Source organism: Sphaerisporangium sp. TRM90804, assembly GCF_029846175.1.
Classification (GTDB): Bacteria; Actinomycetota; Actinomycetes; order Streptosporangiales; family Streptosporangiaceae; genus Sphaerisporangium.
In genome coordinates this window covers 191042-211863 of the sequence record NZ_JARWAC010000010.1, presented here as the reverse complement: position 1 = coordinate 211863, position 20822 = coordinate 191042, and the positions used below count along the sequence as shown (strand labels likewise).

General features: G+C 68.6%; 17 protein-coding genes and 1 tRNA gene. 7 read left to right on the top strand and 11 right to left on the bottom strand.

The genetic code is table 11. The annotated features are described in order from the left end of the window. Window positions 1-31 precede the first annotated feature (31 nt). The 4 genes from PYR91_RS13815 to PYR91_RS13800 all read right to left on the bottom strand — a co-directional run bounded on the left by PYR91_RS13815 (window position 32) and on the right by PYR91_RS13800 (window position 4068). A complete protein-coding gene (locus tag PYR91_RS13815) occupies window positions 32-1075 on the bottom strand; it encodes a ketoacyl-ACP synthase III family protein (protein WP_279780121.1) in 1044 nt (347 codons plus the stop codon). A gap of 19 nt (window positions 1076-1094) precedes the next feature. Then, window positions 1095-1346, bottom strand: a complete 252-nt coding sequence (locus tag PYR91_RS13810; protein WP_279780119.1) for an acyl carrier protein — start codon at window positions 1344-1346, stop codon at window positions 1095-1097. Beyond that, the gene (locus tag PYR91_RS13805) at window positions 1343-2353 is read right to left on the bottom strand and encodes a ketoacyl-ACP synthase III family protein (RefSeq protein WP_279780117.1); all 1011 of its coding nucleotides are present in this window, start codon (window positions 2351-2353) and stop codon (window positions 1343-1345) included. The genes PYR91_RS13810 and PYR91_RS13805 overlap by 4 nt, the downstream gene beginning before the upstream one ends. A 398-nt stretch (window positions 2354-2751) precedes the next feature. Next, entirely contained in the window at window positions 2752-4068 is a 1317-nt protein-coding gene (locus PYR91_RS13800) for a cellulose binding domain-containing protein (RefSeq protein ID WP_279780115.1), read from the bottom strand. 544 nt (window positions 4069-4612) lie between these two features. Here PYR91_RS13800 and PYR91_RS13795 point away from each other — a divergent pair. Together PYR91_RS13795 and PYR91_RS36395 are read left to right on the top strand one after the other, a co-directional pair. Beyond that, the gene (locus tag PYR91_RS13795; protein ID WP_279780114.1) at window positions 4613-4831 is read left to right on the top strand and encodes a hypothetical protein; all 219 of its coding nucleotides are present in this window, start codon (window positions 4613-4615) and stop codon (window positions 4829-4831) included. A gap of 30 nt (window positions 4832-4861) precedes the next feature. Then, window positions 4862-5176: a methyltransferase domain-containing protein gene (locus tag PYR91_RS36395; protein ID WP_347943123.1), complete on the top strand. Its 315-nt coding sequence runs from the start codon at window positions 4862-4864 to the stop codon at window positions 5174-5176. Window positions 5177-5240: 64 nt separating this feature from the next. On the opposite strand, the gene PYR91_RS13785 is transcribed toward PYR91_RS36395, so the two are convergent. After that, window positions 5241-5732, bottom strand: a complete 492-nt coding sequence (locus PYR91_RS13785; RefSeq protein WP_279780113.1) for an SRPBCC family protein — start codon at window positions 5730-5732, stop codon at window positions 5241-5243. 125 nt (window positions 5733-5857) lie between these two features. After that, window positions 5858-6502 carry an SRPBCC domain-containing protein gene (locus PYR91_RS13780; RefSeq protein WP_279780112.1) on the bottom strand — a complete coding sequence of 215 codons (645 nt, stop codon included), beginning with the start codon at window positions 6500-6502 and terminating at the stop codon, window positions 5858-5860. A gap of 909 nt (window positions 6503-7411) precedes the next feature. Between PYR91_RS13780 and PYR91_RS13775 the strand changes: the two genes are divergently transcribed. From PYR91_RS13775 to PYR91_RS13765, 3 genes are all read left to right on the top strand, one after another. Continuing rightward, complete coding sequence (locus tag PYR91_RS13775; RefSeq protein ID WP_279780373.1) at window positions 7412-9013, top strand: FG-GAP-like repeat-containing protein; 1602 nt, start codon at window positions 7412-7414, stop codon at window positions 9011-9013. Window positions 9014-9141: 128 nt separating this feature from the next. Then, window positions 9142-10749, top strand: a complete 1608-nt coding sequence (locus PYR91_RS13770; protein ID WP_279780111.1) for an FG-GAP-like repeat-containing protein — start codon at window positions 9142-9144, stop codon at window positions 10747-10749. A gap of 621 nt (window positions 10750-11370) precedes the next feature. Then, window positions 11371-12528, top strand: a complete 1158-nt coding sequence (locus PYR91_RS13765; RefSeq protein WP_279780110.1) for a hypothetical protein — start codon at window positions 11371-11373, stop codon at window positions 12526-12528. 1217 nt (window positions 12529-13745) lie between these two features. Here PYR91_RS13765 and PYR91_RS13755 read toward each other — a convergent pair. Together PYR91_RS13755 and PYR91_RS13750 are read right to left on the bottom strand one after the other, a co-directional pair. Further along, window positions 13746-14156, bottom strand: coding sequence for an organic hydroperoxide resistance protein (locus PYR91_RS13755; protein WP_279780109.1), 411 nt, complete (start codon window positions 14154-14156; stop codon window positions 13746-13748). Window positions 14157-14233: 77 nt separating this feature from the next. Next, window positions 14234-14377, bottom strand: coding sequence for a hypothetical protein (locus tag PYR91_RS13750; protein ID WP_279780108.1), 144 nt, complete (start codon window positions 14375-14377; stop codon window positions 14234-14236). Between the two features lie 644 nt (window positions 14378-15021). Here PYR91_RS13750 and PYR91_RS13745 point away from each other — a divergent pair. Beyond that, window positions 15022-15615 (top strand): TetR/AcrR family transcriptional regulator, encoded by a 594-nt coding sequence (locus PYR91_RS13745; protein WP_279780106.1) that lies wholly within the window; start codon window positions 15022-15024, stop codon window positions 15613-15615. Window positions 15616-15678: 63 nt separating this feature from the next. Beyond that, entirely contained in the window at window positions 15679-16002 is a 324-nt protein-coding gene (locus tag PYR91_RS13740) for an SDR family oxidoreductase (protein WP_279780104.1), read from the top strand. Window positions 16003-18099: 2097 nt separating this feature from the next. On the opposite strand, the gene PYR91_RS13735 is transcribed toward PYR91_RS13740, so the two are convergent. The 3 genes from PYR91_RS13735 to ricT form a co-directional block, all read right to left on the bottom strand. Next, a tRNA-Thr gene (locus PYR91_RS13735) sits at window positions 18100-18176 on the bottom strand. 82 nt (window positions 18177-18258) lie between these two features. Beyond that, window positions 18259-19836 carry an alpha/beta fold hydrolase gene (locus PYR91_RS13730; RefSeq protein WP_279780103.1) on the bottom strand — a complete coding sequence of 526 codons (1578 nt, stop codon included), beginning with the start codon at window positions 19834-19836 and terminating at the stop codon, window positions 18259-18261. Window positions 19837-19940: 104 nt separating this feature from the next. Continuing rightward, the gene (gene ricT / locus PYR91_RS13725) at window positions 19941-20777 is read right to left on the bottom strand and encodes a regulatory iron-sulfur-containing complex subunit RicT (RefSeq protein WP_279780371.1); all 837 of its coding nucleotides are present in this window, start codon (window positions 20775-20777) and stop codon (window positions 19941-19943) included. Between the last annotated feature and the right edge of the window lie 45 nt (window positions 20778-20822).

Here is a 20822-nt window from a genome sequence, read left to right as displayed (position 1 = left end):
TGTCGACCATCTGCGTTCGTTTCCCTTCGGTTCAGGCCCACTGAGGATTGTCGATGATCTTGATCACGGCGCTGGAGACGGTCACTCCCGGCCCGGTGCCGAGCATCAGCATGTGGTCGCCGGGACCCAGTTGCCCGGTCATGAGCAGGTGGTCGAGGGAAAGGACCTGGTCGCTGGCCCCGCAGTGGCCGATGGTGCGGCCGTAGGCCCAGGTCGAGCGGGACATGGGCAGGTCGAGCATGGCCATGCACCGCTGTTCGACGATCTCTTCGGAGTAGTTCATGAACGCCACCCGGGCGAGGGCGCGGGCCTCGATCCCGCTCTCGCTCAGCGCGCGCTCGACGACCTCCATCAGCGCCCGCTGGATGGTGAACAGCGCCGCCGTGGCCTCGCCCCTGGGCATGACCTGCTGCCGGAACTGCTCGTTCCTGGCCGCGAAGCTCATCCGGCGCCCGACCGTGACGCCCGGGGGGAACAGGGGCTCGCTGCCCCGGTGCAGTTCCTCGGCCTCGACCACCGTCGTCGTGCAGACCGACATCAGGCGCGCGAACCCCGTCTCCCTGGTGAGCACGAGCGCGCTGGCGGCGTCCCCGCCGATGTAGCCGGGGCCCATCCGCCACCGGTCCATCAGCGGGGTGCCGTAGTTGTCGGCGGCGACCAGCAGGGCGGCCCGCCGTCCGGGATCGGCGCCCAGGTGACCGGCCGCGAGTTCCAGGGCGATGAACATCCCGTTGCAGCCCTGCCGGATCTCGGTGGCCAGGACGTCCCCGCCGGCGAGATGCCGCTGCAGGTAGGCGTGCGGCGGCCAGCCGTCCGGTCCCTGGTGCCACGTCGAGGCGTACAGGAGCAGATTCAGCTCGCCCGGCGCCCGTCCGCTGCGCTTGAGCGCGCTCCGCGCCGCGTGCAGGGCCATCTCCGGAGCCGGTACGTCACCGGCCACCGCCGCCCCGGCCAGGTTGTGCAGCTCCGCCTCTTCGGCCGGATACCAGCCCTTGGCGACGGCCTTCTCGACGCTGACGACGTTCCTGGGGAGGAAGGCTCCCACTCCGCTGATGTACGTGTCCGCGTACCGCATGACTCTGCCCTCGCCCCGGCTAGACGGATTCGAGTTCTCTGACCATCGCCACGATGGTCAGGACGTCGCGGAAGTTCCCGGGGTCGAGCTTCGCGGCGGGGATCTTGACGCCGACGTCCTTCCGGAGGAAGTTCAGCAGCCGCGCCGTCCGCAGGGAGTCAAGGAGGCCCGACACCAGGAGCGGGGTCGTCTCGTCGACCTTGACGTCGTCGCCGTCCTCGACGAGGTTCTCCTGGATGAAGTCGACCAGCCTCTGCGCGAGCTCGGTCATGCGCGTGCCCCTCTGGTGACGGGAGAGGTGGACAGCACCCTGAACGCCGCCGCGGCGACGGACGTGCCGGAGCCGAATCCGACCATCAGCAGGTGATCGCCGGCCACGAGCCCGCCGGTCGCGATGAGATGCTCGAAGGCGATGAACTGGTCCACCGCGCCGCAGTGGCCCACACGCCTGCCGTAGTCCCAGGTCGTCTGATCCTCCTCGATGCCCAGCCAGGACATCTGCCCGTCCAGGTCCTCGCGGCGGCCGTGCGGCAACGCCACCCGCGTGATGTCGTCGAGTCCGATCCCGGCCTCGTCCAGGGTCCGTTCGACCTGCTGCATCATCGTCTTCTGGATCGTCAGGTGGATCCCGGTCCCCTGCGCCTTGAGCAGCTTCCGGCGGAACTCCTCGTGCCGGTCCGCGAAGCTCAGCCCTCTGCCGACGGTGGCGTCCGGCGGGAACAGGGGGTAGGCGCCGTCGTTGACCGCGTCGGCCTCCGGGATCACCGTCACGTTCACCGACAGGAGCTCGGCCATGCCGTACCCCTTGCCGAGCACGAGCGCGGCCGCGGCGTCGCCGATCAACGCCCCGGGGGTCATCCGCCAGCGGTCCACCAGCGGGGTGCCGTGGTTGTCCGAGGAGACGACCACGGCCGTCTCCCGCTCCGCGTCGGCCTGCAGGTAGCTCGCCGCCAGTTCGAGCGAGCTGATCATCCCTACGCAGCCGCTCCGGATCTCGAACGCCGGCACGTCTCCGCCGAGCAGGTGCATCTGCAGGTAGTGCTGGGGCTGCCAGCCGTTCGGGCCCTGGTGCCAGACCGACGGGTAGAGCAGAAGGTCGAGGTCCCGCGGGGAGGACTCACCCCAGCGGTCGTACGCGTCCAGGAGCGCGAGCCGCGCCATCTCGGGGGCGGGCATGTCGCCGGCCACCGCCGCGCCGATCTGCTGGAACCTCTCGGCCTCCTCGGCCGGGTACCAGCCCTCACGGACCGCCTGCTCGACGCTCACACTGTCGGGCACATAAACGCCGAGACTCCTGACGAACATGTTGGATGTACGCACACGTCCCCTTACTAATCGACGATCCCGGACAACGGCCTTCGGGCAGCGGAAGGCGCCTCATCCGATTCATTCGGGCGCCGGGACATCAGGCGACCCCCGGCCGGGCGATGAAAGCAACGGAAATGGGCCGGCGAGCCGCCAGGGGCAACAATAGGGGCGGCCCATCGGAGAAAGCAATATAAACGCGAGCGATCCGGTCGGTGACCTTCCGTGATCGCATTCAGACAGAACGAACACGCTCCGCGCGTGCGCTTTCAGTTCACGTCACGGTTTCTCCGAGGTGATGATTCGGCGTCAGGAGACGTGAGAACGGCGCCGGGCCGTCGCCATTCCGCTCAGGCCCGGCGCGTCGCGTCTCAGGCGGGCACTCTCGTGCAGACGATGTTGTTGAGTTTGAACTGGGCCGGAATACCGTTCGTCCCCGTGGCGGTCGCCGAGAAGCCGAAGCTCTGGCTGGAGCCGGGGCCGATATAGGAGTTGTGGCCGGCGTCACGGGCGGTCACCTGGGTGCCGGCCTGGGTCACCGTGGCGTTCCAGGCGCTCGTGACCTGCTGGTTGCCCGGCCAGGTCCACGTCAGCGTCCAGTCGTCGACGGGGGTCGTGCCCGTGTTCCTGATGGTCGCGCTGCCGTTAAAAGCGCCGTTCCAGGCGCCGGTGGCGTAGGTGACCTCGCAGGAGTTGCCCATCTTGAGCCCGGCGCGCAGGAAGGTCGTGAAGTTGGCCCAGGTCGGGTTCAACGTGCCGGTGCCGACGGTCTCGCCGCAGTCGGTGGTGGTGCGGACGGTCTGCGCACCGTACTGGGCGGGGTCCATGATCTGGGGCATCATGTGATCCGCGCCGGGCACCGAGACGAAGGTGGCGTCGCCGCACTGAGCCTTGATCCTGTTGTAGAGCAGCACACTCTGCCCGTGCGGCACCAGGAAGTCGGCCTGGCCGTGCAGGAACATCAGCGGCGGGTCGTTGGCGTCCACGTAGGTCATCGGGTTGGCCTGGGCCACCGTGGCGGGGCAGGTCTGGATCGGGCAGCCGACCAGGAGGGACTCGGGCGAGGCGGGAGAGTTGTGGTCGAGCCCGCCGCTCGGCAGGTTCTGCGCGTTCATCTGCAGGAAGTCGGTCGGGCTGAAGAAGGCGATCCCCACCTGCACGGCGCTGGAGACGCCGGTCGTGCCGACGGTGCCCTCCAGCGCCGCCACCCCGCCGGACAGGGTGGCCATCTCCGTCAGCCAGCCGCCCGAGGAGTCGCCCATGATCGCGAAGCGGGCGGGGTCGAGCTGGTACGTGGCGGCGTTGGCACGCAGCCAGCGGATGGCCGCCTTGATGTCGTGCACCTGGGCCGGGAAGATCCCCTGGGCGCTGGACCGGACGCTGACGCCGGCCACGGCGAACCCCAGGGGGTTGAAGACGGCCGCGACCGCGTCCGCGCCGGCCTTGCCGTCGTCGCTCGTCCACGCCGAGCCGGTGTGCCAGATGATCAGCGGCCGGGGCGTGATTCCGGTGGACGGCAGGTAGAGGTCCAGCAGATGTCCCCTGCTGCCGGCCGGTTGCGCGGGGGCGTAGGCGATGTCGGTGATCACCGCGGCATGGGCCGGCGGCGCGGCGGCCGACATGCCGACGGCGGCCAGCATGGTCACCGCCATGCCGACGATCATGGCCATACGGATTCGAACTTGCATGGGGCGACTCCGGTCTTCGGATGATCGCCGCTTCCCCGGTGACCGTCCGTGTCTTCTCCCCTGCCGGGCAACCCTGATCGGCACGCCGACCGTAGCGCCTGCGAGAACAACGTCCTGTTCGAGTGTCGCGACTTACATCGATATGGGCGGGGAGACGATATGACACATAAGTGGCTATGGTCAAAGGTTTCTTCATCTCGTTTCGACCACCAGAAAGAGCGGCATAAACAGTACGTTAGAGAACATATAGCGCGAAGAAGGCACAGATCATCCATGGCATGCACAGGCGGCGGGATACGCACCTGCGAGGCCTTTCACGGCCGTCGGCGCCTGGAATAGGCAGCATCCGGAACCCGAGGGGAAAGGCGCCCGGGAAGCGACACCGTCTTCGCCGACGGTGAATACCCCGCGAAACACGTACCACTCACGGCGACGTCGATGAAAGTTTCATCTCCCCCGAGCCCGATTCGGACATGACAATCCTCCTGGCTCGCGGTGAGTGATAATGTCCACCTTCATGATCTCCCCAGTCACAGGAGGACGAATGCGAAAGGCACGCGCTGTTCTCGTCTCGGCCGTCATGATCCTGGGAGTGTCGCTGACGATCGGCGCCGCCCCGGCGCACGCCGACAGGCTGGCCGGTGTCTTCAAGGACCGATCGGAGTGCGAGCGCATCGGAACCCACGGCACCGCCCAGGGCTGGTGGGACGACTATTCATGCCAGTGGGAGAGCCGGTACCGCTATTACTTCCTGTACGCGTGACCACGTGAAACGCACGCGCCCCCGGCTCCGATAGACCGAGCCGGGGGCGCGTGCCCTTCTCCACGGCGAGAAGGACCACACCGGCTTGGTCCAGAGCTTCCACGAGCGGCTGGGCACCAGCGCCTCCCTCGCGGTCACGACCGTGTCGCCTGGAATCGCCTGCTGCGAGCGTGGGCGCCCGCGGATCCGGCCGACATCCTGGACGTCGGTTGCGGCACCGGCTCACTGTCTGCGTTGCCGGCCGCGGCCGGGCATCGGGTGACCGGTGTGGACCTGGCACCGCAGACGATCAAGCAGGCCCGGGCCAGGCTCGCGGACGCCGGGCTCGCCGGACATTTGCGGTGAGCCTGGACAGGCCGGACCGCCCCATGTGCCGGGAGCCGAAACGCTGCTGACCGGTTACGGCAGATCAGTCCGTCGCTTCGCGGACGTCCTTTCCCTGCTCGGCGAACGCCTTGAAGTCCTGCATGTGCTGTCGCGACTGCTTGCGGAAGGCACCGGGCATCAGAAGTCCCACCAGCTTCAGCAGAAAACCACTGAACCGGTACTCGTTCTCGCTCTCCCAGAGCGTGGTTTCCGGGCCGGCTTCGGTCAGCCGGTCGCGCGCGGCGCTCCATATGCCCTCGCCGACGATCTCGCGGTCGAAGTGGACGACGCTCGTTTTCGGGATCTCGCGCAGGTCCGCCGGTTCCCGGCGTGTGATGGTCTCGCTGTACTCGATCTTCCGCCGGCCCGCCTGCATCACGACCCGTGACTTGGTGCCGAACTGCCCGTGCTCCCCACTCAGCGGCTCGTGCAGCACCAGGCCCCGCAGCCATTTCGGCAGGTGTGCCGGGTCGGCGAGCAGCTGGACCGTCTTCTCCCGCGGCAGGGCGATCTCGATGGAGACGGTGTATCTCATGGGCGCATCATCGTTTTCCTTCTATGTGGGACGCAGTGTGGAGGTCGGCCCTCCACCTGGCGATTCGTCATCCCATCGTGGGTGCGAGCGCCGAGGGCGCCGGGCAGGCCACGGCGGTAGGAATGTCAGGCCGGGTCGGGTGCGTAGAACTTGGTGGTGGCATCGACCGCGGCCGCGACGTGCTCCGGTTCGCCACCGGCGGCCAGATGAGCCTGGCCCCAGGCTGCGGCGCTGCGCCGGCTGAACTCGCGTCCCTCGGGCGACTTCTCGAACTCCTCGTGGTCGGCGATCTCACCATCGGCCAGGAGCCGGGCCAGGACGAGCAGAGCCAGGTCCCACCCGACGCCCCCGGCGCCTGGGCCGTAGGTGGGGAAGGAGGGCTCTCCGACGAACGCCGCGTGGATCAGCTCGAGCTCCGTGTCGCCGGCCGGGCCCGGGGCCAGGCGCACTTCCACCTCGCTCGTGCCGGGCCAGGCGTCGGCGTCCGGTCCGTAGAGCCAGGACACCTTGAGCAGACGCGGCGGCTCGCACCGGAGGATGTCGCCGTGCTCGCCACCGGCCAACTCGAACTCTCCACCAAGCCGAAGGTCCCCGGTGACCGGCTTCAACCAGCGGCGCAGCCGCTCGGGCTTGGTGATGGCGTCCCAGACGTCGTCGATCTCCGCGTCGTATCGACGCCGCAGCTCCACGGTGTACGCCTCGCCGGCGGGCACTCTGCCGTTGCCCATCGCCCGGTGCACGGCGGCCAGCTCGTCCAGTATGTCTTTCATCTCAGGCCTCTGTCGGTGGTGGATCATGGTGCCCGTATCGGTGCCGGACCCGGCCTGCCGGGCGGCTTCCCACTGACCCGGGAAAGCGTGCACGCCTGCCCCGGGCGGCTCGACGGAGACCGTACCGGCCTGAACTTATATAAGTCAAGTCTGATATTTTGCCGCCGCATCGGCGGCCCCGCATAGGTTGACCTGCGGAACTCCATGAACATCGTCAAGCGGCCGGACAAACGGGCCGAGCGGTCACGCCGCACCCGCGAGAAGATCATCGAGGCCTCCTCCTGGTCGCGTTCGGTACCGACCCGGTCGGCGTCCGTCCGCTGAGCAGTGTTCGACTGCTCCATGGCTGCTCAGCCCGCAGCTGTACCTGCTCTTCGTCCAGGACCGCGGCTGGTCGCCGGAAAGGTGGGAAGAATGGGCCCGCGCCACTTTGACCGCCCAGCTCTGCGCCGGCGCCGCGTCGGGCACGGGTTGCCCGGACAGGTGTGGCCACGGCGATCATGCCCCGGAAGCCCGCGAGTCCCCCACCTTGGGATACGGCGACCCCCTGGCTCAAAGCGGAGCTTGATCACATTGGGTCACCGGTACCACGGCGGCCGGCGGCCCGCCGAGGACGACGGCCAGGACCACGCGCACCTCGACCACCACGGCGGCCGGCGGCCCTCTGCTGTTCCTGGGCTCGGGCGGCGCGGACCTCCAGCACCGTACGGCCCGAACAGGACTCCAGCTCGCCCATGATGACGGTGACCGTGGCACCGGACGCGGCGCGCACCCCGCGGCCGCCACGGGCTGACGTCCCGGCCCGGCGGCCGCGGTACGCCGCGGTTTTAACTTCATTAGAGGCTTTTTGGAGAGCTCGCGACCAGGCTTCCGCTCCGTAAGCACTTGGAGAGAGGAAGCGCCGTGAAAATGTCCTTCGGCCGCCTGGTCGCGAGTTCCGTCGCCCTGATGGTGCCGGCCGCGGCGGTGGTGGCGATGACGAGCACGCCCGCCGCCGCGGCGACGCGGTCCAGCATCGTCGCCGTCGCGGAGCGGGAGCTGGCGGACGGCCAGCGCAACGTCGAGCGGCCCGCCGGGAGCAACTGCAACTACTACACGGGCGTCTTCCGTACGTGGAAGTCGTCGAGCGGATGTGGAACCGGGGACGGTGTCCAGTTCCGGGAGAGCGAATGGTGCGCCGACTTCTCCAAGTTCGTCTGGAGGGCGGCGGGCGTCACTCACGCGGACATCGCCGAAACGAGCGGTGGCGTGCTGACGGGGTGGGCCGCGTCCTTCAAGGACTACGGCACGAAGTACGGCACCTGGCACACCAGGAGCAGCGGCTACACCCCGTTGCCCGGCGACGCCGTCGTCTTCGACTGGGACCAGAGCGGCGACATCGACCATGTCGGCATCGTCACGTCGGCCAACGCGAGCACCGTCACCACGATCGAGGGCAACAGCGGCGACCGGGTCCAGGCGAACAGCTACTCCCGCGGGAACGTCGACATCGTGGGCTACACCGCCCCCGTCGGGATCACCCCTGACCTCCCTGCCGAGCCTGAGGACGCGACGGGTGAGGCGGCGGACTTCGACGCGGACGGCCGGGTCGACCTGGTGGGCACGCTGGCCGACGGGACGCTGCGAGCGTATCTGGGGACCGGTACGCCGGGCGCACCAGGTGTGACGGGGCGGCCGGTGGAGTTCGGCACCGGGTGGACGGGGATCACCCGGATCTCGGTGGCCGACGTGGACAACGACGGCAAGAGCGATGTGCTCGGCCGGCACACCGACGGCACGTTGTACGCGTTCCTGAACTCCGGAACCCCGGGTGTGCCGAACATCGCCAACCGTAAGACGATCGGGACCGGGTGGAACGCGATCACACGGGTGAACGTGGCCGACATCGACAACGACGGCAAGACCGACGTGATCGGCCGCAGCAGCGACGGCACCCTGTACGCCTACCTGAACTCCGGAACCCCCGGCGCGCCGAACATCTCCACCCGCGTCACGATCGGCACCGGCTGGAACTCCGTCACCGATGTCGTCACCGCCGACCTGGACAACGACGGCAAGGTCGACGTGATCGGCCGCAGCACTGACGGCACCTTCTACGCCTACCTGAACAGCGGCACACCCGGTACGCCGAACATCTCCAATCGCAAGACGATCGGCAGCAGCTGGAACGGGGTGAGCCTGATCAGCGTGGTGGACATCGACAACGACGGCAAAACCGACGTGACCGCGCGTGGCGGCGACGGCAACCTGTACGCCTACCTCAACAAGGGCACCACAGGCGCACCCAACATCTCGACCAAGGTGCTGATCGGCTCAAGCTGGAACGGGATCAACCGACTCACGATCGCCGACATCGACCACGACGGCAAGAAGGACGTGGTCGGCCGGATGACCGACGGCGACCTGTACGCCTACCTCAACAAGGGCACCACAGGCGCGCCCAACATCAACACCAAGATCCTCATCGGCACCGGGTGGAGCGCCATCACCCGCCTCGCCGTCATCAACTGACCCGTCCGCTCATCAACGCCGTGCCGGCACGGCGGCCAGGAATCCCCACCTGGCGACCCACGCCAAGGGTCCTCCCCTTCATGCCCGGTGACGGGCGTCCACTTCATCACCCCCGCAAAGGAACGATCATGCCCAAGAACATCGCCTTCCGCCTCGCCTTCGCCACCACCGCCGTCACCGCCCTCGCGCTGACCGCCACGGCCACCCCTGCTACGGCCGATCCGGACCCGGGTCCCACGACCGCGTCGGACGTGCGAGCCGCCTACCAGCTCGCGGCCTGTGACTCGCAGGGCACGACGTCGACCGACACCGAGCTGGCGAACCAGCTCAACAGCTCCCTGCAGGCCAAGATGCGGGGCTACATGTCGGCTTACCGGGTGTCGTGCGCCCGAATGGTGATCAAGGCGGTGCACGACCGCGGGCTGGACCCGCGTGCGGCCGTCATCGCGATCACGACCACGATCGTGGAGACCAGCATCCAGAACATCAGCGAGGAGGTCGACCACGACAGCCTGGGCCTGTTCCAGCAACGGGCCTCGTGGGGCAGCGCCGCCCAGCGGCTCAACCCCGTCTGGGCGACCAACGCGTTCCTCGACAAGATGATCAGCAAGTATCCGAACAACGCCTGGAAGACGGCGCCTGTGGGCGAGGTGTGCCAGACGGTGCAGGTGTCGGCGTTCCCCGAGCGCTACCAGCCGCAGGCCGCCGACGCCCAGATCATCGTCAACACCATCCTGCCCTACGTCAGGGGCAACCCTGCCGAGCCTGAGGACGCGACGGGTGAGGCGGCGGACTTCGACGCGGACGGCCGGGTCGACCTGGTGGGCACGCTGGCCGACGGGACGCTGCGAGCGTATCTGGGGACCGGTACGCCGGGCGCACCAGGTGTGACGGGGCGGCCGGTGGAGTTCGGCACCGGGTGGACGGGGATCACCCGGATCTCGGTGGCCGACGTGGACAACGACGGCAAGAGCGATGTGCTCGGCCGGCACACCGACGGCACGTTGTACGCGTTCCTGAACTCCGGAACCCCGGGTGTGCCGAACATCGCCAACCGTAAGACGATCGGGACCGGGTGGAACGCGATCACACGGGTGAACGTGGCCGACATCGACAACGACGGCAAGACCGACGTGATCGGCCGCAGCAGCGACGGCACCCTGTACGCCTACCTGAACTCCGGAACCCCCGGCGCGCCGAACATCTCCACCCGCGTCACGATCGGCACCGGCTGGAACTCCGTCACCGATGTCGTCACCGCCGACCTGGACAACGACGGCAAGGTCGACGTGATCGGCCGCAGCACTGACGGCACCTTCTACGCCTACCTGAACAGCGGCACACCCGGTACGCCGAACATCTCCAATCGCAAGACGATCGGCAGCAGCTGGAACGGGGTGAGCCTGATCAGCGTGGTGGACATCGACAACGACGGCAAAACCGACGTGACCGCGCGTGGCGGCGACGGCAACCTGTACGCCTACCTCAACAAGGGCACCACAGGCGCACCCAACATCTCGACCAAGGTGCTGATCGGCTCAAGCTGGAACGGGATCAACCGACTCACGATCGCCGACATCGACCACGACGGCAAGAAGGACGTGGTCGGCCGGATGACCGACGGCGACCTGTACGCCTACCTCAACAAGGGCACCACAGGCGCGCCCAACATCAACACCAAGATCCTCATCGGCACCGGGTGGAGCGCCATCACCCGCCTCGCCGTCATCAACTGATCTCGCACCTCGACGCCGGCCCCTCTACGTGAGGGGCCGGCCGCATGCGTCCGCGGCGGCCGCTCGGGAGACCAGAGCCGTGTGCGCGTCAGGTTGGGTGTCGACGCCGGACTGCCGGCGTGCGAAGCGGGAGGCCGGCGGCCCGCCGACGACGACGGCCAGGACGCCCCGTCCGGCGAGGCGCCCTGGCGCGGTGTCAGTCGATGAAGCACCCGGCGCCGCGCCGGCCCGCGCACTCGTCCGTGCAGGGAAGCTCCTCAAGCCGGGCGGCCAACGAGTCAAAACGTGGTCGTCTACCGGCATCTCTCGGGGCCTCTTCGCCCCTGGTGGGACGGCATATCTCTGTGATCGACTTCTGCGGATGTCCACGGTTGTCTGGTCATGCTGTTAGCGTCCGCGTTGGCAAGATCAGACTACGCCGACCAATCAACCGCCTCGCGCCCAAGAGCATGCTCGTCGGCGAATTCCACGACCCACACCTGGGAAAGCCTCATCCAAGCTCACGAGCGTGTTGTCCAGCTCGAAGAGCGCGCGCGCCGCTCCGCGTCCGGGGGGGCGTCCGCCACCTTCGCTCAGTAGGTGGCGAATACTGGTCGGAGGGACCAGCGACGGGGGCGACGCATGATCACTACAGAGACGATCGGCCGGATCATCCGGTACAACGGGGGCGATCTGCCCGTGGTCTCCTTGTACGCCGGTGTGGGACAGGACGGCCCCACCGCCCTGCGCACCCAGGTCAACAGCCTGCTCCACGAGATCCGCCCGCTCGAGGAGGACGACTCGCTCGGACGCCGGGCGCGCCTGTCGATACGCGGCGACATCGAGCGCATCGAGAATCTGGAGGGTCTCGAACGGGTGGAGACCGGCGCGGTGGCCGTCATCTCCTGCAGCGAGGACGACTTCTTCGAGCAGGTCATCCTGCCGCGCACCGTGAGAGACCGGATCATGGTCGGCACGACGCCGTGGGTCCGCCCGATGCTGGCGGTGCTGGACGAGTTCCACCGCTGCTGCGTCCTGGTGGTCGACCGGCGGTCGGCGCAGGCCTTCGAGCTCTACCAGGACGAGATGCGGGAGATCGGCGAGGTGCAGGATTCCGCCCTGCGCAAGCCGAACTATGCCGGCTGGTACGGGCTGGAAGAGCCCCAGGTGCGCAACCGCGCCGAAGATCTAGCCAAACGTCACTACCGCAACGTCGTCCGGGTGCTCGACGAGCTGTTCCGCACCGGTCACTACGAGCTGCTGATCGTCGGCGGTCACCCCGAGGAGGTGCCGAACTTCCTGGAGTTCCTCCCCCACGATCTGCGGCCCAAGGTCGCCGGGACCTTCACGATCGATCCCCGGACGGCTACGCCGGCCGACATCCGGCACAACGCCGGGCGCATCGCCGAACGGTACGAGCGCGACGAGGAGCGCCGGTGGGTCGCCGAGGTCATGGAGCGGGCGGCGACGCGTAAGCCGGCCGCGCTCGGCCTGGACGACTGCCTGTGGGCCGGGTCGGTCGGCGCGGTGGGGATGCTTCTGGTCCAGGAGGGCGCGACGGCCCCGGGAGTGGTGTGCGACGAGTCGAGCTGGCTGGCGACCGCGGGCGAGACCTGCCCGCTGTGCGGCCGCGCCACCCGGAGAACGCCGGACGTCATCGACGAACTGGCCCAGGTCGTGATCAACGAGAGCGGGTCGGTCGAGCACGTGCTCGCCGACACCCAGCTCAAGGACAACGTCGTGGCCGCCTCGCTCCGCTTTCCGCTCCCCCCGCGACCGCCGCTGGACGGGCCCGCCTGAAGGTCCCGCCCTCCGGTCTCCTCCGGATCGTCAAGCGGCGGTGGCGATGGAGACGTTCAGTCGAGGCCGGGCTTGAGCGTGACCTTTTCCATCTGGGCTCACGCTTGCCGAGGTGCGCGTAGGCGTCCGGCGCCTCCCGCAGCGGCAGTTCGTGCGACAGGATGTACGACGGTTCGACCATCCCGGTGTGGCGATCCGCGGGTGAACCGGGAGGAGTGGCCGGCATCGTGAGAGCAGCCGGGCTCCCCCATCACAAGCTCCACGCCCAAACGGCAAACGGCGGCCACCTTGGCGCTGGAGGCCGGGATCGCCTTGGCGGTGGTCCAGGAGATGCTCGGGCACTCCGACATCCGAGTCACCCGCGGTTACAGTCACGTAGCGTCGCCGCCGGCCCAGGACGCCCTACAGAAGATGGGAAGGGCTCTTTGGGGGATCTGAGACGTAAGATCAAAAGGGCGCCCATTATGATCAAGGAACGCTTTGGTCAAACGATGAGCCGCCTAAGGGAATCGAACCCTTGAACTACGCATTAGGAGAGGCGCGTGCAACTGCCCCACCTCTCCTACCTGCACTTCTCACACACCTGGAACCTGCTAACCACCGAATGCCCTGTTCGCCCAGGCGGTGGATTCCACGAGAGATTCCGGAGATCGTGACCTCAGATCACGTCGACCGCTGCGGCAGCCGGACTTCGACGTAACATGCCAACGGATCCGGCTCAGACCCGACGGCGGACCGGTCACCGGTGCTCCCCATCGTCTCGGGCAGTGGCATGACACGCGCGCGATGTAGTGCCCCTCAGCGCCGGTCTCCGGTTGCATCCACCTGGGACCGCCAGCCGAACGCGCGGCATCTGACCTCGACCCCGGGTCGGCCCGGAGCCGGCGTGGGGATCCGGGCACCAGCGCAGTGGCGGCGAGGGATCGGCGGCGTGAAGGCACCCTTCCGGGCGGCCGAACTCACCGGACCGCCCCCATGATGTACCGGATGACGTGCCAGAGTCGCGCACCGGCCGGGTGCGTGAATCGCCTGGTCGGCCTCGGCTGCCTGACGTTCATGTGCGTGATATCAGTACAGGTGTCCTTTCTCCTCCCAGCTCTCCGTCCGTTGCCAACCAAACGGACGGAGCCAGGCGGGACACCACACAGCGGACAATCGGCTGGGTTGCACTCTTACTTTCGTCAGGCATCAGCCCTTTGGGGCGGGCGTCATACTCGTTAGTCGAGGAGCAGTTCGACGGGCATGTTGCCGCGGGTGGCATTGGAGTAGGGGCACACCCGGTGGGTGGTGTCCAGGAGGGTTCGTGCCTGCTCCGCGGTGAGGGTGCCGGGCAGTTTCACGCGCAGGACGGCATCCAGCTCGTAGCCGCCCTTGCCGTTGGGTGACAGGCCGACCTCTGCGGTGACCGAGGCGTCGGCCACGTCGAGGCCCTGCTGGCCCGCCACGAGTTTCATGGACGTGGCGAAGCAGGCGGCGTACCCGGCGGCGAAGAGCTGCTCGGGATTGGTGCCGGCGCCGTCGCCGCCCAGCTCTTTCTGCAGGGCGAGCCGGACGTCCAGCCGGCCGTCCGAGGAGACCGCCCGGCTGTCGCGGCCTTCGGAGATGGCGCTGGCAGTGTAGATGCGCATGGGATTTCCCTTCATGGTTGTGGAGTTCTCGCGCCCAGGGCCGACAGCAGTGTGATGACCACGGACACGACGACTGTTCACAGGCCCGCCCGGTAGCCGCCCACGATCGCGCCGCCGCTGGCGACGAGCACGGTGGCGGTGACGGCGGTGACCAGGCTGGTACCGAGTCGAGCGCTAGCGTTGAACAGGCCCGACGCCAGGCCCTGCTCCTCCTGTCCCACGCCCGCTACGGCGGCGATGTTGAGCGCGCAGTAGGCGGCGGCGAACCCGGACCCCGCCCAGCACTTGCCGGATGAGCAGGACCGTCAGCGGTTCGGCTTGGCCGATCAGCACGGCCCAGACCTAGTAGCCGGCGGCGAGCAGGAACAGCCCGGCGGTGGCACCGGCCAGGGGCCGACAAGGAGCAGGGCGAGCAGCAGGGGGTCACGCCGACCGCCGCCGGCAGCAGTAAGGCCGGCCGCCAGTGGAGTTGCGCCAGCGCCCCGCCGAACACCAGGCCCAGCGAGAAACCGGAGGAGGAGATGGCCAGGAAGGTCCCCAGGGGCATTGCTGCTCCGGGTGCCGGCTGCGGTCTCGGTCATAAAAGAACTCACCCCATTTCATATCGGACCGGGGGGGGGGGGGGGGAGGGGGGGGGGGGCCCCCGGGCCGCCACGGGGGGGGGGGGGGGCCGGGGGGAGCCCGGGGGGGGGGGGGGCCGGGGGGGGGGGGGGGGCGCCCCCCCCCACACACCCCCCCCCCCCCCCCCCGCCCCCGCCCCGCGGGCCCCCCCCGCCCCCCCCCCCCCCCCCCCCGGTCCAATCCTGGGGGTAAGGCGCTACGCTGTCAACGACGATTCTTGGACTCCTCGTGAAGGGACCCGACGGTGACGCGCAGACCGGTTCCCGGCACCCGCCGGCGCATCCTCCAGACGGCCGCCCGCCTGTTCGACGCGCAGGGCGCACGGGCCGTAGGCATGCAGCAGGTCGTCGAGGAGACGGGGCTCGGCAAGAGCGCGCTCTACCGCGAGTTCACCAGCAAGGACGAGCTTGTGAGGGCTTGGGTGGGTGAGCTGCACGACCGGGCCTGGGCGCAGATCGGCAGCGCGATCGCCCGGCACGAGGGCGACCCCGCCCGCCAACTCCTGGCCATCGTGGAGCACGCCGAGGAGAGCGCCCAGGGCTCCGATGCCCACGGCTGCACCTTCTACAACACCTCGGCGGAGTTCCGCGACCCCGGCCACCCCGGCCGCCGGGAGGCCGTCGACCACCTCAGGCGGCTACGCGAGCGGCTGTGCGCCCTCGCCGCCGCAGCACGTGCCACCGATCCCAACGCTCTGGCCGACATGCTGATGCTGATCATCTCCGGCCTCTACGCCAACGCGGCCACGCTCGGCTCCGCCGGTCCCGCCGCCCGATCCGTCGCCGCCGCGCGCATCCTCATCGACCAGCACGTCCCCGCGCACGTCCCCACCCCCTGAGGGAGGTAGGTCGCATGGGAACTCGGTGGGACACGCCATCGCCGAGCACGACGACCCGCCCCTTTGAATCAAGGGCGTGGTACGCCGCCCGCGGCGGACTGCCGGACGGCTGCTGCAGAACCTCGCCGAACGCGGGTCCGGAGCAGCGAGATCGCGTTTTCGAGCGGCACACCCATCCTGCTGCGGCGCAGCGGCAAGGCCGACGAGATCGCCTACACCGCCCTGTTCCTGGCCAGCGACGAATCGTCCTACATCACCGGGACCGACATCGTGGTCGACGAGGCTGGTTCAGCGCCGCCTCGTATCTCGGCAACGAGAGGCTCCGGCCAGGCGCGCAACGTCCCATCCGACCGCGAGATCGAGATTGACCGTGCCCTGCGGCGCTGACCCGCCGCAGATCCGCTCACGCCGCGGTCAGGTCGAGCCGAGTTTCCTCTGAGGGCCGCGGCTGTCGTGCGGGGACGGAGCCAAGGGCGAGCGACGCTATGACTGGGCGCTGGTCGCCACCAGCAGTCCTGTTCACCGCGTACTGATTCGCCGCTCGATCGGCAAGCCGTCTGAGCCGGCTTTCTATCTGTGCCACACACCCATCCCCGTCCCGCTGGCTCGCCTGGTCAGGGTGGCCGGAATCCGCTGGACCATCGAGGAGTGCTTCCAGGCCGGCAAGGACGAGGCCGCCTTCGACCACTAACAGGTGCGGCTCTATCCGGCGTGGTACCGGTACATGACGCTGGCCATGCTCGACCTGGCCTTCCTCGCCGTCACCCGAGCCGCTCTCATCGACCAGCCCGCCCCACCGAATCCCCAGGCGCCCATCAGACCGCGCGCCCGCCGGCCGCGGTCGAGAGGGGGCCCACCGCCGACGACACAGTGATCAACTCATCGCGATCTCCGCCAACGAGATCCGCCGCCTGTTCGCACTGCTCACCCGGCCACCGATCAACGAGCGCCACGTCCTCCACTGGTCTTGGTGGCGCCGCCGTCACCAGACCCGCGCCCAGCGAAGCCACTACCAGCGACAACAACTCCTACATCGGTAAGTGCGGCTGGAGTACTAGTGGTCCTGGCAGGTCGCTTGCAGTTCCCATGCGTCATTTCGCGAGTATTGCCAGCCCTACATCCATGACGTATGTTCAGCGTAATCGTCATTGCCGTTCCATATAACCTTCTCGCTGACTGACTCCGAGTTTCATGCCGGAGGCGCTACTAGCGCAGTCGTGCTCGACGGAAGGAGAGGCACTTCTAGGAGACCGAGCGGGCGTCCACGACCCAGTCACCATCATGTTGGCCGCTGAGCCGACTGAGTTGGGCCCGCTTGCGCGGTGTGCCTGGCCCGCCGCCCGTGCGGATGTACTGCATACGCGCACGGCAATGGCGGGTGCCTGCCGATATCGAACGTTGACCGGCCCGGCTCATGAGAAACCGGCGTGATCGCTGGCCCTTCCCGGACGTCGTCCTTGGAAAGGAGAAAGCATCGTGATAAAAAGGCACAGCCTGCGCGTCGCGCTCGTAGCCACGACTCTTGCGGTACCACTCGGGGTCGTCAGCTCAGCTTCCGCCGCCTCGACCGCGCTAGCCATAGAGATCCAGCAGCTCAATTGCGAGTCTGGCGCGGGTCGGTACGAATGCGCGGTCACCTTCACCGGGGGCACAGCACCCTATACTGTCCGATGGTACTTTGATGATTCGCCCCGAAACCACGCCGATGACAAGTTCCAAATCAGCGGCTGCTGCAGACCCGACACCGTTTTTACCATGAAGGTCGGCATACGGGACGCAAGCAGTGTTGATACTGCAGGCGGGACCTTCCGCTGTCACAGAGAGCCGCCATTTTCCCCGGCTGCTGGGCGTTTGACTGCCGACTCGCTAGTTCACCGCTGGCCCGGCGCTGACCACCGAGGTTGACCCGCTGGCGGAAAAGGCATGCGGGTAAGTAACCCTCATTTGCCGGAGCCTCTGATACTCCAGCCGCACTTACCCGATGTAGGAGTTGTTGTCGCTGGTAGTGGCTTCGCTGGGCGCGGGTCTGGTGACGGCGGCGCCACGGATTCCGGCCGCCCTGACCAGTCGAGCCTGCGGGACGGGGCGTGCGGTGGTCCTTCAGCGGGCCGCACAGCGCGTCGCAGACGTGTTCGTCCTCAGTTCGGTGGTCGATCTTCAGCAGGCGGTCGCAGAGCCGCGAGCACCGCCTGAGGTGGGTGTAGAGGGAGTCCAGCATGTCGGGCCGGAGCTTGCCGATTCTCACGACGCCGAGCACGGGGCGGATGGTGCGGCGGATGTAGCCCTCGTGGGCCTCGCGGGTGGAGATCTCCAGGTTGGCCACTTCGAGGTAGCGCGTCAGGACGTAGTCGAGGGTCGCGGCCCCTTGGGGCACGCGTTCCGCCTCGACGTCTCGGAGGAGCTTCGCGAGAGCGATACGGCCCGTGATCGGTCAGAGAAACTAAGAAGCCCCAGCTCAGACGTACCGAGCTGGGGGTCTTACGGTGGAGCCGCCTAAGGGAATCGAACCCTTGACCTACGCATTACGAGTGCGTCGCTCTGGCCGACTGAGCTAAGGCGGCGTGCTGGGCGGGTTGGCCGCAGCGTGTGGAAGTCTACAGGTTTCCCGGTGTTCTTGCGTCTTCGTGGGGGGTGGGGCGGGGGTCAGGTGACCTTGGGGCAGAGGGTGTTGGGTTTGGGGGGGGTTCGGGTGATCAAGTAGCGGTCTACGGCCTCGTCTATGCAGTTGGAGCCGGTTCGGTAGGCGGTGTGGCCGTCGCCGTCGAAGCTGAGCAGGACGCCGGAGGAGAGCTGGGAGGCCAGGGCCTTGGCCCACTCGTACGGGGTGGCGGGGTCGCGTTCGGTGCCCACCACCAGGATGGGCGGGGCGCCGGGGGCCTTGAGGGCCTGGTCGGTGGTGGTGGGCTTGACGGGCCAGTACTCGCAGGGCAGGGAGCCCCACATCACGTAGGAGCCGAAGCGGGGGGACTCGCGCTGGGCGGTCTCGGCGGCCTCCTCGTAGGCCGACGTGCTGGTGGGGTACGGGTGATCGACGCAGTTGATGGCCATGTTGGCCTCGGTCTGGTTGGAGTACGTGCCGTCCTTCTTGCGGTCGACCAGGATGTCGCCGAGCCTCAGCAGCGTGGTGCCGTCGCCCTGGAACGCCTGGTCGAGCGCCATGCGCAGCACCGGCCACGAGCGCCGGTCGTACAGGGCGGTGACGATGCCGAGCGTCGTCCAGGACTCGTCGATCTTGCGGCTGTCGCCGGTGCCGTTGCGCAGCGGGTGCTGGTCGGCGGTCTTGAGCAGGGCGGATATGCGGTCGAGCGCGGCGTCGGTGGTCTTGACCGGGAACGGGCAGGACGTCTGCTTGAAGCAGTCGGTGATGAACGAGCGCAGGGCGACCTCGAAGCCGCGTGCCTGGGCCGAGTTGATCGCGGGGACGGGGGCCAGGGCGGGGTCCAGCGCGCCGTCGAGCACCAGGGCGCGGACCTTGGTGGGGAACAGGTCGGCGTAGACGGCGCCGAGGTAGGTGCCGTAGGACTTGCCGAGGTAGGTAAGGCCCTGGTCGCCGAGGGCGGCTCGCATGACGTCCATGTCGCGGGCGGCGTTCACCGTGCCCACGTGCGGGAGCAGCTTGGCCGACTTGGCCTCGCAGCCCTGGGCGAACTCCTCCGCGCCCGCGGCCAGGGCGTCGACCTCGGCCGGCGAGTCGGGGGTGCCGTCCAGGCCGATGAACTTGTCGAGCTGCGCACCGCTCAGGCAGCGGACGGGCGCCGACTGGCCGACGCCGCGCGGGTCGAAGCCCACGGTGTCGAACCGTGCCAGGACGTCGGGGCTCAGGACGGTCTTGGCGGCCCGCGCGTACTCGATGCCCGAGCCGCCGGGGCCGCCCGGGTTGAGCACGATGGACCCGATGCGCTCGCCCGTCGCCGGCAGCCGCACCAGGCTGATCTCGATGCGCTCGCCCTCCGGGGCCGCGTAGTCGAGCGGGACGCTGACCTTGCCGCACTCGAAGCCGTCCTTGCATGCCGTCCAGGCGATCTTCTGCGTGTAGTACGGGGCCAGCGCCGCGGAGGGCGCCTGCGTGGCCGCCCCGTCGGCGGCCGGCGGGACCGGCGAGGCGCCGTCGGCGGGCAGCCGCACCTCCCCCTTGGCCGAGCAGGCCGAACCGGCCGAGGCGAGCAGGGCCGCCGCGAGAAGGGCCGCCCCCGTACGGTTGCCGCCTGAACAGCGCATCATGCGCCGACCACCTTTATCCCCGTTGGAACGCTCCCCCGAATGGAACGCCCGCAGAGAGCGATCATCCCCGCGGCGCTCTGGTTGTACCCCGCCCACGTGGGGTTTCACTCCTCGGCGGCCTCCGGGCCACCGTATCTTTGGTCGTGCTGCCTGCGCGGCGCGCACACGCTCGCGCGCGAGCACGCGCAGCGGCGGCCGCCGTCCTCCAGGCGCACGACCAGCGAGTCGGACGGCACGTTGTGCGCGACGACCGTCCCCGGCCCTTCCGGAGTGTCCACGGCCACCCCGACGCGGGGCGCCGACGCCCGGAACTCCTGGTACAACGGGTGCTCGTACTTCAGGCAGCACATCAGCCTCCCGCACGCGCCCGCGATGCGCAGCGGGTTGACCGGAAGGTCCTGGTCCTTGGCCATGCGCACCGACACCGGCTCGAAGTCCTTCAGGAACGTGGCGCAGCACAGGTCGCGCCCGCAGGGGCCGATGCCGCCCTGCAGCCGCGCCTCGTCGCGCGGCCCGATCTGCCGCAGCTCCACCCGGGCCCGCAGGTTGCGCGCGAGGTCGCGCACGAGCGCCCGGAAGTCGACCCGGTGCGGGGCCGAGAAGTAGACGGTGTACACGTTGTCGGCGTCGAGGTAGTCGATGCCGACGACCTTCATCGGCAGCTCGTGCCGCCGGATGAGGCGCTTGGCAACGCTGCGGGACTCCGCACGCCTGCGGCGGTTCTCCTCGTCGCGCCCCAGGTGGCTCTCGTCGGCGATGCCCGCGCACGTCGGGAGGCCGTCGATGTCGTCGCTGACCCACTGCGGGGCCCACACGCACTCGGCCACCTCGGGCCCGGAGTCGGTCGGCACCAGCACCTTGTCGCCGACCTTCGGGCTGTGGCCGCCGGGGTCGAGATAGTACAGCCGCCCGTACCGGGCAAAGCTCACGGCCATGACCATGCCCATGGAACGCCTCCGCTCCTAGCCCGCCCCTGTGCGCGTGCT

What these genes read in the sequence shown, in the direction of transcription:
- PYR91_RS13815 (WP_279780121.1), bottom strand. Translation starts at nt 1,075, where the DNA reads ATGCGGTACGCGGACACGTACATCAGCGGAGTGGGAGCCTTCCTCCCC.
- PYR91_RS13810 (WP_279780119.1), bottom strand. Translation starts at nt 1,346, where the DNA reads ATGACCGAGCTCGCGCAGAGGCTGGTCGACTTCATCCAGGAGAACCTC.
- PYR91_RS13800 (WP_279780115.1), bottom strand. Translation starts at nt 4,068, where the DNA reads ATGCAAGTTCGAATCCGTATGGCCATGATCGTCGGCATGGCGGTGACC.
- PYR91_RS13795 (WP_279780114.1), top strand. Translation starts at nt 4,613, where the DNA reads ATGCGAAAGGCACGCGCTGTTCTCGTCTCGGCCGTCATGATCCTGGGA.
- PYR91_RS13785 (WP_279780113.1), bottom strand. Translation starts at nt 5,732, where the DNA reads ATGAGATACACCGTCTCCATCGAGATCGCCCTGCCGCGGGAGAAGACG.
- PYR91_RS13780 (WP_279780112.1), bottom strand. Translation starts at nt 6,502, where the DNA reads ATGAAAGACATACTGGACGAGCTGGCCGCCGTGCACCGGGCGATGGGC.
- PYR91_RS13775 (WP_279780373.1), top strand. Translation starts at nt 7,412, where the DNA reads ATGTCCTTCGGCCGCCTGGTCGCGAGTTCCGTCGCCCTGATGGTGCCG.
- PYR91_RS13770 (WP_279780111.1), top strand. Translation starts at nt 9,142, where the DNA reads ATGCCCAAGAACATCGCCTTCCGCCTCGCCTTCGCCACCACCGCCGTC.
- PYR91_RS13765 (WP_279780110.1), top strand. Translation starts at nt 11,371, where the DNA reads ATGATCACTACAGAGACGATCGGCCGGATCATCCGGTACAACGGGGGC.
- PYR91_RS13755 (WP_279780109.1), bottom strand. Translation starts at nt 14,156, where the DNA reads ATGCGCATCTACACTGCCAGCGCCATCTCCGAAGGCCGCGACAGCCGG.
- PYR91_RS13730 (WP_279780103.1), bottom strand. Translation starts at nt 19,836, where the DNA reads ATGATGCGCTGTTCAGGCGGCAACCGTACGGGGGCGGCCCTTCTCGCG.
- ricT (WP_279780371.1), bottom strand. Translation starts at nt 20,777, where the DNA reads ATGGTCATGGCCGTGAGCTTTGCCCGGTACGGGCGGCTGTACTATCTC.